At 71.6% G+C, this 16,022-nt stretch carries 14 protein-coding genes; 3 read left to right on the top strand and 11 right to left on the bottom strand.

The genetic code is table 11. The features are described 5' to 3' along the window. The first annotated feature begins 67 nt into the window (after positions 1-67). Both ABID77_RS19815 and ABID77_RS19810 read left to right on the top strand, forming a co-directional pair. On the top strand, positions 68-322 hold the full coding sequence (locus tag ABID77_RS19815; RefSeq protein WP_429599539.1) for a type II toxin-antitoxin system Phd/YefM family antitoxin: 255 nt from the start codon (positions 68-70) through the stop codon (positions 320-322). Beyond that, positions 319-744: a type II toxin-antitoxin system VapC family toxin gene (locus ABID77_RS19810; RefSeq protein WP_429599536.1), complete on the top strand. Its 426-nt coding sequence runs from the start codon at positions 319-321 to the stop codon at positions 742-744. Before ABID77_RS19815 ends, ABID77_RS19810 begins: the two co-directional genes overlap by 4 nt. A 10-nt stretch (positions 745-754) precedes the next feature. On the opposite strand, the gene ABID77_RS19805 is transcribed toward ABID77_RS19810, so the two are convergent. The 9 genes from ABID77_RS19805 to ABID77_RS19765 form a co-directional block, all read right to left on the bottom strand. Then, positions 755-1,273 (bottom strand): hypothetical protein, encoded by a 519-nt coding sequence (locus ABID77_RS19805; protein WP_429599533.1) that lies wholly within the window; start codon positions 1,271-1,273, stop codon positions 755-757. A 65-nt stretch (positions 1,274-1,338) separates the two neighbouring features. Beyond that, a complete protein-coding gene (locus ABID77_RS19800; RefSeq protein ID WP_429599531.1) occupies positions 1,339-1,572 on the bottom strand; it encodes a DUF2789 domain-containing protein in 234 nt (77 codons plus the stop codon). 87 nt (positions 1,573-1,659) lie between these two features. After that, positions 1,660-4,215 (bottom strand): response regulator, encoded by a 2,556-nt coding sequence (locus tag ABID77_RS19795; RefSeq protein ID WP_429599528.1) that lies wholly within the window; start codon positions 4,213-4,215, stop codon positions 1,660-1,662. Beyond that, the gene (locus ABID77_RS19790; protein ID WP_429599526.1) at positions 4,208-4,666 is read right to left on the bottom strand and encodes a response regulator; all 459 of its coding nucleotides are present in this window, start codon (positions 4,664-4,666) and stop codon (positions 4,208-4,210) included. Before ABID77_RS19790 ends, ABID77_RS19795 begins: the two co-directional genes overlap by 8 nt. After that, the gene (locus ABID77_RS19785) at positions 4,659-6,905 is read right to left on the bottom strand and encodes an ATP-binding protein (protein WP_429599524.1); all 2,247 of its coding nucleotides are present in this window, start codon (positions 6,903-6,905) and stop codon (positions 4,659-4,661) included. Before ABID77_RS19785 ends, ABID77_RS19790 begins: the two co-directional genes overlap by 8 nt. A 149-nt stretch (positions 6,906-7,054) precedes the next feature. Then, positions 7,055-7,492, bottom strand: a complete 438-nt coding sequence (gene cueR, locus ABID77_RS19780; RefSeq protein ID WP_429599521.1) for a Cu(I)-responsive transcriptional regulator — start codon at positions 7,490-7,492, stop codon at positions 7,055-7,057. Then, positions 7,489-9,786 carry a heavy metal translocating P-type ATPase gene (locus tag ABID77_RS19775; RefSeq protein ID WP_429599617.1) on the bottom strand — a complete coding sequence of 766 codons (2,298 nt, stop codon included), beginning with the start codon at positions 9,784-9,786 and terminating at the stop codon, positions 7,489-7,491. Before ABID77_RS19775 ends, cueR begins: the two co-directional genes overlap by 4 nt. A gap of 169 nt (positions 9,787-9,955) precedes the next feature. Continuing rightward, entirely contained in the window at positions 9,956-11,941 is a 1,986-nt protein-coding gene (locus tag ABID77_RS19770; RefSeq protein WP_429599518.1) for a putative bifunctional diguanylate cyclase/phosphodiesterase, read from the bottom strand. 165 nt (positions 11,942-12,106) lie between these two features. Beyond that, the gene (locus ABID77_RS19765; RefSeq protein WP_429599615.1) at positions 12,107-12,910 is read right to left on the bottom strand and encodes an SDR family oxidoreductase; all 804 of its coding nucleotides are present in this window, start codon (positions 12,908-12,910) and stop codon (positions 12,107-12,109) included. Between the two features lie 307 nt (positions 12,911-13,217). Here ABID77_RS19765 and treF point away from each other — a divergent pair, with 307 nt between their 5' ends. Then, positions 13,218-14,867 (top strand): alpha,alpha-trehalase TreF, encoded by a 1,650-nt coding sequence (gene treF, locus ABID77_RS19760; protein WP_429599516.1) that lies wholly within the window; start codon positions 13,218-13,220, stop codon positions 14,865-14,867. 99 nt (positions 14,868-14,966) lie between these two features. Here treF and ABID77_RS19755 read toward each other — a convergent pair whose 3' ends face one another. Together ABID77_RS19755 and ABID77_RS19750 are read right to left on the bottom strand one after the other, a co-directional pair. After that, positions 14,967-15,299, bottom strand: coding sequence for a hypothetical protein (locus ABID77_RS19755; protein ID WP_429599513.1), 333 nt, complete (start codon positions 15,297-15,299; stop codon positions 14,967-14,969). Beyond that, positions 15,296-16,021 carry an N-acetylmuramoyl-L-alanine amidase gene (locus ABID77_RS19750; RefSeq protein ID WP_429599511.1) on the bottom strand — a complete coding sequence of 242 codons (726 nt, stop codon included), beginning with the start codon at positions 16,019-16,021 and terminating at the stop codon, positions 15,296-15,298. Before ABID77_RS19750 ends, ABID77_RS19755 begins: the two co-directional genes overlap by 4 nt. Position 16,022: the final 1 nt, after the last annotated feature.

Genomic DNA, 16,022 nt, shown 5'->3' with positions numbered 1-16,022 from the left:
CGAGGTCTTCTTCCTTCTCGTATCGTGTAGTAACGTCACTACATTTCCGATCCGACGAGGTGCCGTCATGACCATCACCACCCTTTCCAGCCGAGAGTTCAACCAAGCGACCAGCGAGGCCAAACGAGCCGCCAGCCATGGACCGGTGTTCATCACCGACCGGGGACGACCCGCCCACGTGCTGCTGACATTCGAGGACTATCAGCGGTTGACGAAACAACGACGCAACATCGCCGATGCGCTGGCCATGCCGGGACCGGACGACATCGAGTTCGATCCGCCACCCATGACCGTCGAGGTCCGGCCGGTCGACTTCTCATGACCTTCGTTCTGGACACCAATGTCGTGTCGGAGCTGCGCAAGGCGCACTCCGGCAAAGCCGACCGCAACGTGACGGCGTGGTCGGACAGCGTGGCGGCCACTGAACTCTTCGTCTCGTCCATCACCATCATGGAACTGGAACTCGGCGTCCTGTCGATCGAGAGAAAGGATGCCGCTCAGGGCGCCATGCTCCGCGCATGGCTGGAGCGGCACGTGCTGCCCGAGTTCGCCGATCGCACGCTTCCCGTCGACACTGCCGTGGCACGGCGCTGTGCCCGTCTGCACGTTCCCGACAAGCGTGGTGAGCGCGACGCACTCATCGCGGCCACGGCCCTGGTGCATGGCATGACGGTGGTGACACGCAACGTCGACGATTTCAAGCCCACCGGCGTGGCCGTCCTCGATCCTTGGGCTGCAGGCTGATCCAGTCACGTCAGAGCGCCCGGCCGTCCTTCACCACCCGCGCCTTGTGCACCAGCCGCACGGTCGCGCCCCGGGCATCGACGGTGCGCTGCGCATAGACGTCGGTGTCGCCGTCGACCCAGGCGGCGATCTCGCTGCCGGGGTCGCGCGTGGCGAGTTCGGCGCCGAAGCGGGCGCGGCCCCAGTCGCGCAGCGCGGCGAAGGCGGCTTCGCCACGGTCCGGGGCGTCGATGCCGGCGGCCACGTACTCGACGCGGACCAGCCGGCCGCCGCCGAAGAAGAAGACGGGCTCGGCGTCCAGCGCGTCGACGAGTCGCACCGCAGGCGCACGCCACGTGCCGGCGACGCCGCCGGCCAGCCGCTGGGGCCGGGCGACGCGCGTGGCGTCGGGGACGGCCGCGCGCAGGGCCTCGGCGCTCATGCCCAGCTGGACGCCGGCCGGCAGTTCCTGCGCGACGGCGTCGGACGGCAGGCCGGCCGTGCCGGCCGCGCCGACCAGCAGTGCGGCGGCCAGCGCCCAGGCCGCCATCGGCCGCGATCCTCGCCGTCCGGCGCCGGCCACGGCCACGGCTGCGGACGCCGACGTGGCCGCCCTCAATCGCGCAGCATCACGTTGAGCTGGTCCACCACCGGGATCCACTCGGCGTCGTCCTTCCACTCCTCGCGCAGGAACTGGGCCTGGGCCGGGGTCCAGAACGGCGCGTCGGGCAGCGCGACCTCCTGGGGCACGGGACGGTTCTCGGCCACGAAGCGGTCGATGTCGGCGGCCTCGCTGGGCAGGCCGAGCTGGTCGAAGAGGGTCTGGAGGGTGGGGGTCGTGGTGTCCATGGATGCGTGGGTCTCGTCGGAAAGTGAAGCCTCCGATTGAAAGGCACGGCGGCGCGGCGCGGCGTAGGAGGATGCAGTCGCTGGCGCTCAGTCGCTCTCGATCAGTTCCTTCGCCCGCCGCGCCAGCACGTCCATGTCGAAGGGCTTGGTCATGACGTGCATGCCGGGGTCGAGGTGGCCGTGGCTGAGCACCGCGTTCTCGGCATAGCCCGTGATGAAGAGCACGCGCAGGCCGGGGCGCACGCCGCGCGCGGCGTCGGCCACCTGGCGCCCGTTCATGCCGCCGGGCAGGCCGACGTCGGTGACCAGCAGGTCGATGCGCGCGGCCGAGCGCAGGTGGACCAGGGCCTCGGTGCCGTCGGCGGCCTCCAGCGTGGCGTAGCCCAGGTCCTGCATGACCTCGACGATGAGCATGCGCAGGGCCGGCTCGTCGTCCACCACCAGCACCGTCTGGCCCTGGTCGGCCCGGGGCACGGCGGCGGCCGGCGCGGCGGCCTCGACGGGCGGCGCGAGGGCGGCGTGGCGCGGCAGGTAGATGCAGACCATCGTGCCCTGCCCGACCTCCGAGTAGATGCGCACCAGCCCGCCGGACTGCTTGGCGAAGCCGTAGATCATCGACAGCCCCAGCCCGGTGCCCATGCCGATCGGCTTGGTGGTGAAGAAGGGGTCGAAGGCGCGCGCGGCGACGTCGGCGCTCATGCCCACGCCGTCGTCGCTCACGCACAGCGAGACGTACTGGCCGGGTTCGAGCTCGCGCTCGCGCGCGGTGCGCTCGTCGATCCAGCGGTTGGCGGTCTCGACGACCAGCCGCCCGCCGCCGGGCATGGCGTCGCGCGCGTTGATGCACAGGTTGAGCAGCGCGTTCTCCAGCTGGCTGGGGTCGACCAGCACGCTCCACAGGCCGACGGCGGCGACCGTCTCCAGGCGGATCTCCGGGCCGATCGTGCGGCGCAGCAGGTCCTCCATGCCGGCCACCAGGCGGTTGACGTCGAGCGCCTTGGGCTCGAGCGTCTGGCGGCGCGAGAACGCCAGCAGCCGGTGCGTGAGCGCCGCCGCGCGCTGCGCCGCGCCCTGGGCGACGCCGATGTAGCGCTCCAGCTCGGCCGTCTGGCCCGCTGCGTGGCGTCGCCGCATTAGCTCCAGGCTGCCGGTGATGGCCGCGAGCAGGTTGTTGAAGTCGTGCGCCAGCCCGCCGGTGAGCTGGCCGACCGCCTCGAGCTTCTGGCTCTGGCGCAGCTGCTCCTTGGCGGCCTCCAGCTCGGCCTCGCGCTCCTTCTCATCGGTGATGTCGCGCGCGGCGGTGTAGACCAGGCCGCGATCGGGCACCGCCGTCCAGGCCAGCCAGCGCCAGCCGCCGGCCTTGGTGCGGTAGCGGTTGACGAAACGCTGGGTGCGCTGGCCCTGCGTCAGGCGCTCGATTTCCGCCTCGGTGGCGGCCAGGTCGTCGGGATGGATCAGGTCGCGGAACGGCATGCGGCGGATCTCGTCGCTGCTCCAGCCGAGCGTGGCCTCCCAGGCCGGATTCACGCTCTCGAAGAAGCCCTGCGGATTGGCCACGCCCAGCAGGTCCTGGTTGAGCTTCCAGGTCCGGTCGCGCTCGTAGGTGCGTTCCTCGACCTGGCGTTCCAGCGAGGCGGCGAAGGCGGCCAGTTCGATCTGCGCCTCGCGCCGCGCGATGGCCGCGCGCACGCGCTCGCCGATCTCGCGGATGAAGGCCAGGTCCTCGACCGACCAGCCGCGCACGGCGCCGTGGTTGGCGTAGAGCAGGCCGACCAGACCGCCCTTCTCCGTCATCGGCATGTTGACGAACGCGCGCGCCTGGATGGACGTCAGCGCCGCCGCGGTGGCCGCCGTGCGGACGTCGACGTAGGCGTCGCCGATGACCACCGTCACGCCGCGGCGCAGGTCGTCGATGTAGGAGCCGTACTCGCGGAAGCGCAGCATGCCCGCCAGGCTCGGCACGCCCGGCGCGGTCCAGTCGCGGTCGATGGTGATGGTCTCGGCGGTGGTGTCCACGATGCCGTAGCCGGCGCGGTCGACGCCCAACTGCCGGCCCAGGATCTCGGCGGCGGCGTAGGCCAGGTCGCCGGGGTCGTCGAGGTCGCGGATGCGGTCGCTCAGCTCGACGAGCGCCATGCGGCGGGATTCGACCCGGGTGAAGACGTCGTCGGCCTCGCGCAGGCGTTTCTCGGCCGTCCGGCGCGCCGCCTGCTCGGCCGCCTCGCGCAGCGCCCGGTCCAGCACCACCGGCAGGCGCGCCATGCGGCCCTTGCTGACGAAGTCCGTCGCGCCGCGCTTGAGCAGTTCGACCGCGTTGTCCTCGCCGATCACGCCGGAGACGAAGACGAAGGGCACCGCCGGATGCTGCGCCCGCGCGAAGTCCAGCGCCTGCGCGCCGGAGAAGCCCGGCAGTTCGACGTCCGACAGGATCAGGTCGAAGGGCTGCTCCGACAACGCCGCGACGAAGCCGTCCTCGTCGCGCACCCAGGTCGGCCGCGCCCGCGGATGGACCCGGGCGAGCGCCTCGAGCACCAGCTCGGCGTCGAAGCGCGAGTCCTCCAGCAGCAGCACGCGCAGGGGCGCCTCCGGTGACGCCACCGGCGCGGCGCGGGACGCCGGGGCGACGGTCCGGGTGTCACTCATCGTGGCGCGCGGTCCTGAGCGAGCCCGGCGGCGGCTCGTTGAGCACGGCCCAGAACACGCCCAGCTCGCAGATGGCGGAGACGAAGCGGTCGAAGGCCACCGGCTTCACGACATAGGCGTTCACGCCGAGCTGGTAGCTGCGCACCACGTCGGACTCCTCCTGGGAGGAGGTCAGCATCACCACCGGGACGCTGCGCAGCGACGGCGTGGCCTTGAGCTTCTCCAGCACCTCCAGCCCGGTGACCTTGGGCAATTTCAGGTCGAGCAGGATGACCGCCGGATTGCCCTCGGGCCGCCCGGCGTGTTCGCCCTCGCGCAGCAGGTAGTCCAGGGCCTGGGCGCCGTCGCGCAGCACCACGACCTCGTTGGCCAGCTGGCTGCGCTCCAGGGCGATGAGGGTCAGTTCGAGGTCGCGCTTGTCGTCCTCCACCAGCAGAATCGGTTTAAGCATGAGGTTCTCCCGCTTCTGCGGACGGCCCGTCGGCGGGCGTCCGGCGGGGCAGCACGAAGCCGAAGCACGCCCCCTGTCTGATCTCGCCGCGCGCCCAGACGCTGCCGCCATGGCGCTCCACGATGCGCCGCACGTTGGCCAGGCCGATGCCGGTGCCCTCGAACTCCTCGGCCGCGTGCAGGCGCTGGAACACGCCGAAGAGCTTGCCGGCGTACTTCATCTGGAAGCCCACGCCGTCGTCCTCCACCTCCAGGCCCTCGCCGTCGTCGCGCCGCACGGCCCGCACGGCGATGTGCGCGGGCCGGCGTCCGCGCGTGTACTTGACGGCGTTGCCCAGCAGGTTGCGCACCGCCACCTGCAGCAGCAGCGCGTCGGCCTGCAGCACGGGCAGGTCCGGCGCGACCGACCAGACGATCTCGCGCCCGGGTTCCAGGCGGACGAGTTCACCGACCAGCTCCTCCACCAGCGCGCCGGTGTCGATCGCGCGGACTTTGAGCGCGGCGCGACCCATGCGGGAGAAGTCGAGCAGTCCGTCGACCAGCTGGCCGGCGAACGCGGCGGCTTCCTTGGCGTGCGCCAGGTAGCGCAGGGTGCGCTCGCCCAGCCGATCGCCCTCGGACTCGACCACCAGGTCGACATAGCCCGCGATGTGGCGCATCGGCGCGCGCAGGTCGTGCGAGACGGTGTACGAGAAGGCTTCGAGTTCCTTGTTGACGCGGCCGAGTTCGGCGGCGACCTGGGCCATCTCCTCGGCGCGCCGCAGCACGATGCCGATGAGCGCCTGGCGCAGTTCGCCGGCGGCGCCGACCTGCGCGGGAGTCCAGGGCGTGGCCCGGTCGCGGATGGTCTCGACCCAGCTCTCGAAGCTGCGGCGCGGATGGATGCGGCCGTCGGCCGACGCGTGGGCCTTGCGCGGATCGCCGGCCCAGGTCACGGTCTGCAGGATCTCCGGGCGGAACCACAGCACCAGGTGCCGGTGGACCTGCGAGATCGAGATCGCCAGCACGCCCGCGGCGACGTGCCGCAGGTCGTGCCCGGTCGCGTGGTGCGCGGCGAGCGACGCGGTCTCGAAGACCTCCCGGCCGAGGCCCCAGATCCAGTCCGCGAGCGGCCGGACGTCGTCGTGCGCGGGCACCTCGCCGACGGTCCAGATGCGGTCGTCCAGCACCACGGCGGCGCCGGTGGCGCCCGCCAGGGCGAGCATCGGCCCGGGGTGCTCGACCAGCCGCGCTAGCGTGGCGTCGCTGTCGGCCAGCCGGGCGACGATCTCCAGCGTCAGCTGGCGCAGGTCGAGCCGCTCGGCCACCGCGCGGTTGGCCTCCACGGCCTGGATCTGCAGCGCCAACAGCTGGCCCAGGTGCTCGCAGGCCAGGCGCGTGGGCGGCGCCAGGCGGCGCGGATGATGGTCGTGGCAGGAGACGAGGCCCCAGAGCCGCCCGCCGATGACGATCGACACCGACATCGACGCCAGCGTGCCCATGTTGCGCATGTACTCCAGGTGCACCGGCGAGACGCTGCGCAGCTGGGCCTGCGAGAGGTCGATGCGCGGTGGCGCCACCGGGTCGGCGGCGCGCGCGTCGGCGGCCACCAGCGGCACCGGGTCGTAGGTGGCGTCGGCGATCAGCCGGAACGGATTGAGCACGTACAGCTCGCGCGCCTGCTTCGGGATGTCGCCGGCCGGGAAATGGTGGCCGGCGTAGCTGGTGTAGCCGGGGTCGATGCGCTCGGCCAGCACCTCGCCGTGGCCGGCGGCGTCGAAGCGGTAGACCAGGCAGCGGCCGAAGCCGCTCAGGCGCTTCATCTCGGCGGCGACCAGCGCCGTCAGGGCATCGAGCGAACCGGCCTCCTGCAGCCGTGGCAGGAACACGCGCGTGAGCGAGTGGATCGGCGCCTGGGCCTGCGGCGGCGCCGGCGGCGCGTCCTCGAACTCCAGGATCAGGTGCTCGCCGCAGCGGTGGCCGGACAGCGCCCAGGCAACGCCCCCCACCCGTACGTCCTCCAGCGCGACCGGCGCCTGACCGTCCACCAGCGACGCCAGGGCATCGGAAGGCACGACCGTCCACGCCTCGCGCAACGCGTCCGCCGGCCAGTTCGCGCTGTGGGCGAGCGGCGCGGCATCGGCGGCGAGCACCAGCATCCGCCCGTGCGGCTGGATGGCGCCGGGGACGCGGATCGGTTCGAGGTCGCAGGCCGTCAGGTCGGCGGTCGTGGCCGCCATCGCGGGCGGTGCGATCGTCAAGGCATCACGGGGCAGGGAATCGTTCGGCGTCGGCACGGTCGGGGCATCCGGAGCGACGCCATCTTGAAAGCTTTTGAAAGGATTCCGGATGATGCCAGTTTGTCGCCGACATCTTGTCTGATGGCGCCGGGTCGGCGGGTCAGCGCGATTCACCCGGGACCGGGAGCCGGTGGCGCCGCCCCACCCTCCAGTTCCTCCAGGATCGGGCACTCCGGCCGGCCGTCGCCGTGACAGCAGTCCACCAGTCGTTCCAGCGTGCGGCGCATGGCGGTGAGTTCGGCGATCTTGCGTTCCAGGTCCTCGACGTGACGCTGGGCGATGCGGCGCACGCCGGCGCTGGTGCGGCCGCGGTCCTGCCAGAGCCTGAGCAGTTCGGCGATCTCCGCCATCGAGAAGCCCAGGTCGCGCGCGCGGCGGATGAAGCGCAGCGTGTGGACCTCGCGGTCGGTGTAGCGCCGGTAGCCGGCCTCGGTGCGGTCGATCGCCGGCAGCAGGCCCAGAGACTCGTAGTGACGCACCATCTTGGCCGACACGCCCGAGCGCGACGCGGCGACGCCGATGTTGAAGTGCGCGGTCGTCGTCGTCATGTCCCGGTCCCCTTCCAGCGCCGCAGCAGCAAGGCGTTGGCCACCACGCTGACGCTGCTGAAGGCCATCGCGGCGCCGGCGAGCATCGGATCGAGCAGGCCCGCCGCCGCCAGCGGGAGGCCCACCACGTTGTAGACGAAGGCCCAGAACAGGTTCTGGCGGATCTTGGCCCAGGTGCGGCGCGAGATGTCGATGGCGTCGGCCACCAGCGCCGGGTTGCCGCGCATGAGCGTGACGCCGGCGGCGTGCATGGCGACGTCGGTGCCGGTGGACATGGCGATGCCGACGTCGGCCGCCGCCAGCGCCGGCGCGTCGTTGATGCCGTCGCCCACCATCGCCACGGTGCGGCCGCCCGCGCGCAGGCCCTCGACCCGCGCCGCCTTGTCGGCCGGCAGGACCTCGGCATGCACCTCGTCGATGCCGAGCGCGTTCGCGACCGCCCGCGCGGCGCCGGTGTTGTCGCCGCTGACCAGCACCGTGCGCACGCCCTGGGCGCGCAGGGCGTCGACGGCGACGCGCGCGGTCGGCTTGACGGCGTCGCCGAAGGCCAGCAGCCCGCGCAGCACCAGTGGTATCGCGCCGTCTCCCGACGCGGCCAGCCAGGACACGGTGCGGCCCTCGGCCTCGAGCCGCGCCGCCCGTTCGGCCAGTGCCGGCGGGATGGCGACGCCCGACTCGCGCATCCAGCGCGTGCTGCCCAGGCGCAGTTCGCGGCCCTCGACCGTCGCCGCGACGCCCAGTCCGGGCACGGCGCGGACGTCCGTGGCCACGCCCGCCGGCGGCACGCCCTCCCGCCCTGCCGCTTCGAGCACCGCGCGGGCCAGCGGGTGCGCGCTGCCGGCCTGGATCGCGGCGCTCGCCGCCAGCAGGGCAAGCCGGCCGGCGGCGGCGTCGGCATCGACGCGCTCCGCCGGCTCGGCCGCCACCAGCGTCGCGCGACCCTCGGTCAGCGTGCCGGTCTTGTCGAAGGCCACCACGTCGATGCGGTGCGCCACCTCCAGCACCTCCGCGTCCTTGATCAGGATGCCGCGCCGCGCGGCGGCCCCGGTGCCGGCCATGATCGCCGTCGGCGTCGCCAGGCCCAGCGCGCAGGGGCAGGCGATGACCAGCACCGCCGCCGCGTTCAGGACGGCGCGCGTCCAGTCGCCGGTGGCCAGGCCCCAGCCCAGCAGCGTCGCCACGGCGATGCCCACCACCACCGGCACGAAGACTGCGCTGACGCGGTCGACCAGCCGCTGCACCGGCGCCTTTCTCGCCTGCGCCGATTCCACCAGCCGCACGATGCGCGCCAGCGTCGACTCGGCGCCGACGGCGGTCGCGCGCACCAGCAGCAGGCCGTCGGCGTTGACGGCACCGCCGGTGACCGCGTCGCCCACGGCGCGCGCCACGGGCAGGCTCTCGCCGGTCAGCAGGGACTCGTCGACGTGGCTCGCGCCCTCGACCACGATGCCGTCGACCGCCACGCGGTCGCCCGGGCGCACCACGACGAGGTCGCCGGGCGCCACGTCGGCCAGCGGCAGCTCGACGTCCCGGCCGCCGCGCCGCACGCGGGCCGTCTCGGGCCGCAGGGCGTTCAGGGCCCGCAGGGCGTCGGTGGTCTGGCGCTTGGCGCGCGCCTCCAGCCACTTGCCCAGCAGCACCAGCGTGACGACGACGGCCGAGGCCTCGAAGTACAGGTGCGGCGCGGCGCCGTGGCCACCCGGCGCGCCGTGACCGTCGCCGGCGAAGAACAGCTGGAACACGCTCAGGCCGTAGGCCGCCGAGGTGCCCAGCGCGACCAGCAGGTCCATGTTGCCGGCGCGCGCCCTCAGGGCCTTCCAGCCCGCGCGGTAGAAGCGCGCGCCCAGCCAGAACTGCACCGGCGTCGCCAGCGCCAGCTGCCACAGGCCCGGCAGCGCCCAGTCGGCACCGAAGGGCATGCCCAGCATCGGCGCGACCAGCGGCAGCGACAACGCCGCCGCGACGGCGATCGGCCAGACCGCGTCGCGCGATCGCGCCGGCACGGTCGTCGGGCGCGCGGCTTCCACCCCGGCGCCGGCCGGTGGCGCGTCGGCGGTCGGCGCCGGCGGCTCGATCACGGCATAGCCGGCCTTGCGGACGGCGGCATGCAGGCGGTCGGCACCGACGTCGCCGCCGGCGCGCACGGTCGCCACCTCGGTGGCCAGGTTCACGGACGCCTCGGCGACGCCCGGCACGGCCCGCAGCGCCTTCTCGACGCGGCCGGCGCAGGCCGCGCAGCTCATGCCGTCGATCGGCAGGTTCCATTCGGACCCGGCGGTGGACCCGGGCGACATCGGCGACGGCGTCGCGGGAGCGGGGGCCGGCGGACGGGCGGGTGGTCGGGACGCGGTGGCGTCGGCGACGGTGGTGGTGTTCATCGAATGCTTCCTCGCCCCGGACATGCGGGCGCGGGACCCAGTCTCAACCCTTCCATCATGGAAAGGTCAATCCATCGTCCCGGCGTCAGCCCGCCGGGACCCGCCGCCGCCCGGCCCAGGCGACGACCTCGGCCAACGGCGCCGGCCGGGCGAAGTGGTAGCCCTGGCCGAGCCGGCAGCCGAGCGCGCGCAGCACGTCGAGCTCGTCGACCGTCTCCACGCCCTCGGCCACGACCTCGATGTCCAGCGCCCGCCCCAGCTGCAGGATGGCATTGACCAGCACCCGGTTGCCCGACGAACCACTCAGGCCGGCGACGAAGCTGCGGTCGATCTTGACCTGCCGCACGTAGTGTTCGCGCAGCGACGCCAGCGACGAATAGCCGACGCCGAAGTCGTCCACCACGATCGTCACGCCCGCCGCCGCCAGCCCGTTGAGGCACCCGCGCGCGGCCGGGGTGTCGAGCGCGACCTCCTCGGTGATCTCGATCTTCAGCCGCCGCGCGTCGATGCCCTCCTCCTCCAGCAGCCCCAGCACCAGCCGGTCGACGCCCAGCTGGGCCATCTCGCGCGGCGAGACGTTCAGCGCGATCGGCACCGACGCCAGTTCGCCGCCGAGCGCCTCCAGCTCGCGCAGCGCGATGCAGACCTCCTCGACGATGTAGCGCAGCAGCGCCTCGGCCAGGCCGGTTCCGGCGGCGGCGAAGACCACCTGCTCGGGCGGCATGCGGCCGTGGCTCGGATGGTCCCAGCGCAGCAGCGCCTCCAGGCTGTGGACGCGCTGCGAGTCGAGCGCCACGATCGGCTGGTACCACAGCCGGATGGCACGCGCCTCGATCGCGTCCAGCAGGTCGCGCTCGACGTCGCGGCGCACGGCCAGGCGCTTGTTGAGGGCGTCGTCGACGAGCCGCCAGCGGTTGCGTCCGGCGTGCTTGGCCTCGTAGAGCGCCTCGTCGGCCAGGCTGATCATGTCGACGACGTCGGCGTCGCGGGCCACGGCGATGCCCACGCTCATGCCCATGTGGCTGCCGCTCGCGGCCATGGCCCCGGGCAGCGAGGCGATGAGGACCTGCGCCAGGGCGGCGGGCGCCTGCGCGCGCTCGTCGTCGTGGTCGCAGAACACCACGAACTCGTCGCCGCCCCAGCGCCCGACGGTCGCGCCCAGGCCGTCGAGTTCGCGCTCGAGCCAGCGCGCCACGTCGCGCAGCACCCGGTCGCCGGTCTGGTGCCCGAAGGCGTCGTTGACGCCCTTGAAGCCGTCGAGGTCGAACAGGAACAGGCAGTGCGGCCGGCCGGGCCGCTCGGCGATGCGGCGCGTGGCGGCCTGGGTGAAACCCTCGCGGTTGAGCAGGCCCGTGAGCGCGTCCAGCGAGGCCCGCACGGCCAGACGCTCGGTCGACTTCTGCAGCGCCCGGTGCGCGGCGCCCAGCTGCGCCGCCATGGCGGTGGCCTCGTTCTTCAGGCGGCAGCCGCTGCGCATGCCGCGCTCGCTCTGCACCGCCGCGCGCAGCAGCCCGGTGAAATACACCACCACCATGGCCGCCAGGCACAGCCGGTCGAAGCCGCCCGTCGCCGCGAAGCAGACGGCCGCCGACAGCAGCGGCGGCGTGATGAACCCGATCGGCACCGCGGCGTAGGCGATGCCGTAGCTCACCGCGCCCGCGCAGATGCCGCACACCATCGCCACGTAGAACAGCGTCTGCGGCGCCGTGTAGCCGGCGCACAGCAGCGACACCAGCGCCCAGACCGACCCCGACGCCACGGCCGCGACGACCATGCGCCGCAGTTGCCGCTCGACGCCGGCGGCCGAGTCCTCGAACGCCTGGCCGCACAGGGCGTGGCGCAGCACGTTCACCACCACCGAGAGCGCCAGCCAGAGCAATCCCTCGACGACCAGGCCCGCGTAGACCGCCACCAGCATCGCCGTGACGCTGAGCACCAGGTTGATGGGGATGGCCTCGCGCACGCTGGCGCGCAGCATGACGAGCTGGTCGCGCCGCACCATGTGCGAGAGCGACTCCTCGTCGATGGGGGCGATGACGGTGACGGGGTCCGGCGGCAGACTGGGGTTCATGAAGAGGACGGGGCGACGAGGGCCACCTCGGCCTCGGATCGAGCGCCAGCATACGGATTCCGGGCACCGCCGAAGTCCCGAAAAAGGCCGTGGCCCCACGGCTTTTCGGGACTTCGGCGCGCCGCCGACGTCGCCGATGGCCGCGCCTGGGGCGGACCCCGCCGCTCAGCCTCCGTGCGCGAACTCGGGGTAGAGCGACATGCCGCCGTCGACGAACAGCGAGGTGCCCGTCACGTAGTCCGACGCGTCGGAGGCCAGCCACACCGCCGCCTGGCCGATGTCGTCGGGCTCGCCGATGCGCTGGTAGGGGACCAGCTTCATCAGGTCGGCATAGGCCTCGGGCGTCTCCCAGGCCTCGGTGTTGATGGGCGTCCGGATGGCGCCGGGCGCGATCGAGTTCACGCGGATGCGCCGCGGCGCCACCTCCTGCGCCAGCGTCTTCATCAGCATCATCACGCCGCCCTTGGACGCCGCGTAGTTGGCGTGGCCGGCCCAGGGGATGACCTCGTGGACCGAACTCATGTGGATGATCTTGCCCGCCGCGCGCGACACGCCCTGCTGCACGCCCCGGCGGTCGAACTCGCGCACCGCGGCGCGCGCGCACAGGAACTGGCCGGTGAGGTTGATGCCGATGACCCGGTTCCACTGGTCGAGCGTCATCTCGTGGAACGGCGCGTCCTTCTGCAGACCGGCGTTGCAGACCACGACGTGCAGCGTGCCGAAGGCCTCGATGGCGCGCGCGAACATCGCCTCGACCTCCCCCTCGTCGCCGACGTCGGCCTGCACGACGACGGCGCGCCGGCCGCAGGCCTCGATGTCGGCCGCGGAGGCCCTGGCGCCGTCCTCGTCGTGGGCGTAGTTCACCACCACGTCGGCGCCCGCGCGGGCCAGCGCCAGTGCCACCGCGCGGCCGATGCCGGAGCTGGCGCCGGTGACCAGGGCCGGCTGGCCCTTCAGCACCTGAGCCACGGGCACGGCCGGTGACGGGGACGATGGAGCGGTGTCGGGCGATCGGGACGAGGTGTTCATGATGGGAGCGAGGAGCGGCCGGGTGAAGGGCCACCGGGGTTGACGGATGCCGGATGGCGACGGAACGAGCCTCAACTTGCCGCATCGCCCCGGTCGCGCGCTGCCAGCCGTCGCTGCCAGGCGCCGCCAGACAAGACCCAAGGACCGGCGGGAACCGCCGACGGCCGACGGCGCGTCGGGCGTCCGTCCGGCCCGCGTCGGCCTCCGCCCGCGCGCCGGCCGATCGCGCTTGCGGCACAGTCGGCGCATGCAGCAGCGCACACCTTCCGACGCCACCGCCCGCCACGCCGCCGCGACGGCCGCGCCCCCGGCCGACACCCACTCCCCCGCCGACCGTTATGCCGAGCTGTTCGTCGCCGTGCAGCGCTCGGACGTCTTCGACGACTCCAAGACCTTCGTGGACTGCGCGCCCCGGCAGGCGCCCGAAGCCATCCTGGCGGCCTACCGCGCGCAGTGCCGCGCGCCGGGCTTCGACCTGCGCGCCTTCGTGCACGCGCATTTCGCGCCGGAACATCGCGCCGCGCAGCATCGCGAAGGCGTAGCCCCCGGGCTGCCGATCGCGGCGCACATCGACGCGCTGTGGGACGAGCTGACCCGGCATCCGGCGCGCCATCCCCGGCGCGGCTCGCTGCTGGCGCTGCCGCACGCCTACGTGGTGCCGGGCGGCCGCTTCGTCGAGATGTACTACTGGGATTCGTACTTCACGATGCTGGGCCTGTCGGCGAGCGGCCGTCACGCGCTACTCCACGCGATGACCGACAACTTCGCCTACCTCATCGACACCCACGGCCACGTGCCCAACGGCACCCGCACCTACTACCTCAGCCGCTCGCAGCCGCCGGTCTTCGCGCTCATGGCCGAGCTGTGCGAGTCGCAACGGGGCTGCGGCGCCGGGCGCTACCTGCCGCAGATGCGGCGCGAGCACGCCTACTGGATGGACGGCGCCGACGGCCTGGAGCCCGGCACGGCGCACCGCCGCGTGGTGCGGCTGCCCGACGGCGCGCTGCTCAACCGCTACTGGGACGACCGCGACACGCCACGCGAGGAGTCCTGGCGCGAGGACGTCGCGACCGCCGCGCGCTCGGACCGGCCGAAGGCGCAGGTCTGGCGCGACCTGCGGGCGGCGGCCGAGTCGGGCTGGGACTTCGGCTCGCGCTGGCTGGACGAGGCGGCGGCAGCGGACGCGTCGCCGGCCGACGCGCTGGCGACGATCCGCACCACGTCGATCCTGCCGGTCGACCTCAACGCCCTGATGCACAGGCTGGAGTCGACCATCGCCCGGCTCTCGCGCGCCGCCGGGGACGGCGCGACCGCACGGGCGTTCGAGGACCGCGCCGAGGCCCGTCGACGCGCCATGACGGCGGTCTTCTGGTGCGCGGAGACCGGCGCCTTCCTGGACCACGACTGGACGACCGGCACCGCCCGCCGGCACCTGAACGCCGCCACCGTCGCCCCGCTCTTCACCCGCACCGCCACGCCCGATCAGGCGAACGCCCTGGCCACGACAGTGCGCCGGCGCCTGCTGGCACCCGGCGGCTTCGCCACGTCCGAGGTCGAGAGCGGCCAGCAATGGGACCGCCCCAACGGCTGGGCACCCCTGCAATGGCTGGCGGTGAAAGGCTTCGAGGCCTACGGCCATCACGACCTGGCGCGCGACATCCGCGCGCGCTGGCTCGACACGGTGGAACAGGTCTACGCGAAGGAAGGCAAGCTGGTCGAGAAGTACGCCCTGCGCGACTCGGCGCACGAGGCGCCCTGCGGCGGCGGGGGTGGCGAGTACCCGCTGCAGGACGGGTTCGGGTGGACCAACGGGGTGGTGAGAAATTGGCTGGAGGGACGGCGCGCTGCCGATTCAACACTCGACACTGGCGACGAATCACCGAGACCGGCGAATTGACTTGGCCGACATGTCGAGGCGCTCAAACGAAATTCCGGGAAATGCGTCTTGACGCTGCAGCCTTGATCTCCGATCCGCATGCGAAGGGAAAAGCGTCATTCAATACTCTTGGCGATCCCTGCATTTGACCATGGCTTCCGTCTTCTCGACATCGGCGATGTCGTACCTGTATTTGCAATATGTCAGGTAATCGCTGGACTCTTTCGTACCGGGAAGCCAATCGCCCTTGCCGTCCATTCGACTGCGGTATTCATGTTCTTCGCCGACGACATCCGATCGATAAGGATCATTGAAAATAATTTTCCATGTCGGATGTGTCTTCACAAAGAATTCGACGTGATCCTCGCCTTCCATTCTGGCCACGACCAACACACCGGTTTTCAACCACGATGCAATCGCCAAAGCGATCGCAAAGAAAATCTTCACTTTCATGGCTTCTGCAAGCCGGTCAGCCCTCGCAATTCTTTGACCAACTTCATTCCGTGCGATCCGGGGCACAATCTCGCTTCGCTCAGGTTTTGATTCGGAAATTCTTGATGGCCTCCAAGCTTTTTTATGGCAAATAGATTTCCGATGACCTTGATCAGGTCGGTGATGGATTTTTTCTGGCTTTCAGGCAGGACGATCGATCTACCCATGCCGATCGCCTTGAAAAACGACAGGCCGTTGCTGATTACGTCACTGGAGTCTTCGGGTTCTGCCAGATTTTCGAGAAGCACGATTCCGACCACCCCTGTGTTGTACCTGTTCAAATGCGAGCCCTTGAACCTTATGTCCCGGCCTTCGTAGATGTTGCCGAAACAATCGATCGCATAGTGATAGGCGATGTCGGGCCATTTTTTCCGATTCATGTGCTCTTCCTGGATGCTTTGCAACTGCAACGCAGCAGGCCCGCAGGACACGCTGCGTCCCGCATGATGGATGGCGATCATCGAATAATTCCAGTCGTCCTCCATCTGTGTGGCTCTGTTCTTGTGAGCCGCCCAGTCCGAGCGCTCCACGAACTCGGTCCCCGCATGTCGCACCCCGTCGATGATGGCCTGCCTCGTCGCAGCGCGATCGTTGACCGTGACTGTCTGAGGCGTTTGCACCCGGTAATTCTGCTCCGCCAGTGCGACTGTCCAATGCTCGACTTTGTATGCCGGTCGGGTCATA

This window comes from Variovorax sp. PvP013, from assembly GCF_050435945.1.
In the GTDB taxonomy this organism is placed as follows: Bacteria; Pseudomonadota; Gammaproteobacteria; order Burkholderiales; family Burkholderiaceae_C; genus Variovorax.
Note: the sequence above shows the minus strand (reverse complement) of the source record. Positions and strands in the feature narration are given on the sequence as shown.

Coding starts and splice junctions, on each gene's coding strand:
- ABID77_RS19805 (WP_429599533.1), bottom strand. CDS start 1,273: ATGGCGGCCTGGGCGCTGGCCGCCGCACTGCTGGTCGGCGCGGCCGGC.
- cueR (WP_429599521.1), bottom strand. CDS start 7,492: ATGACGACGACGACCGCGCACTTCAACATCGGCGTCGCCGCGTCGCGC.
- ABID77_RS19795 (WP_429599528.1), bottom strand. CDS start 4,215: ATGAGTGACACCCGGACCGTCGCCCCGGCGTCCCGCGCCGCGCCGGTG.
- ABID77_RS19790 (WP_429599526.1), bottom strand. CDS start 4,666: ATGCTTAAACCGATTCTGCTGGTGGAGGACGACAAGCGCGACCTCGAA.
- ABID77_RS19775 (WP_429599617.1), bottom strand. CDS start 9,786: ATGTCGCCCGGGTCCACCGCCGGGTCCGAATGGAACCTGCCGATCGAC.
- ABID77_RS19770 (WP_429599518.1), bottom strand. CDS start 11,941: ATGAACCCCAGTCTGCCGCCGGACCCCGTCACCGTCATCGCCCCCATC.
- ABID77_RS19755 (WP_429599513.1), bottom strand. CDS start 15,299: ATGAAAGTGAAGATTTTCTTTGCGATCGCTTTGGCGATTGCATCGTGG.
- ABID77_RS19750 (WP_429599511.1), bottom strand. CDS start 16,021: ATGACCCGACCGGCATACAAAGTCGAGCATTGGACAGTCGCACTGGCG.
- ABID77_RS19800 (WP_429599531.1), bottom strand. CDS start 1,572: ATGGACACCACGACCCCCACCCTCCAGACCCTCTTCGACCAGCTCGGC.
- ABID77_RS19810 (WP_429599536.1), top strand. CDS start 319: ATGACCTTCGTTCTGGACACCAATGTCGTGTCGGAGCTGCGCAAGGCG.
- treF (WP_429599516.1), top strand. CDS start 13,218: ATGCAGCAGCGCACACCTTCCGACGCCACCGCCCGCCACGCCGCCGCG.
- ABID77_RS19815 (WP_429599539.1), top strand. CDS start 68: ATGACCATCACCACCCTTTCCAGCCGAGAGTTCAACCAAGCGACCAGC.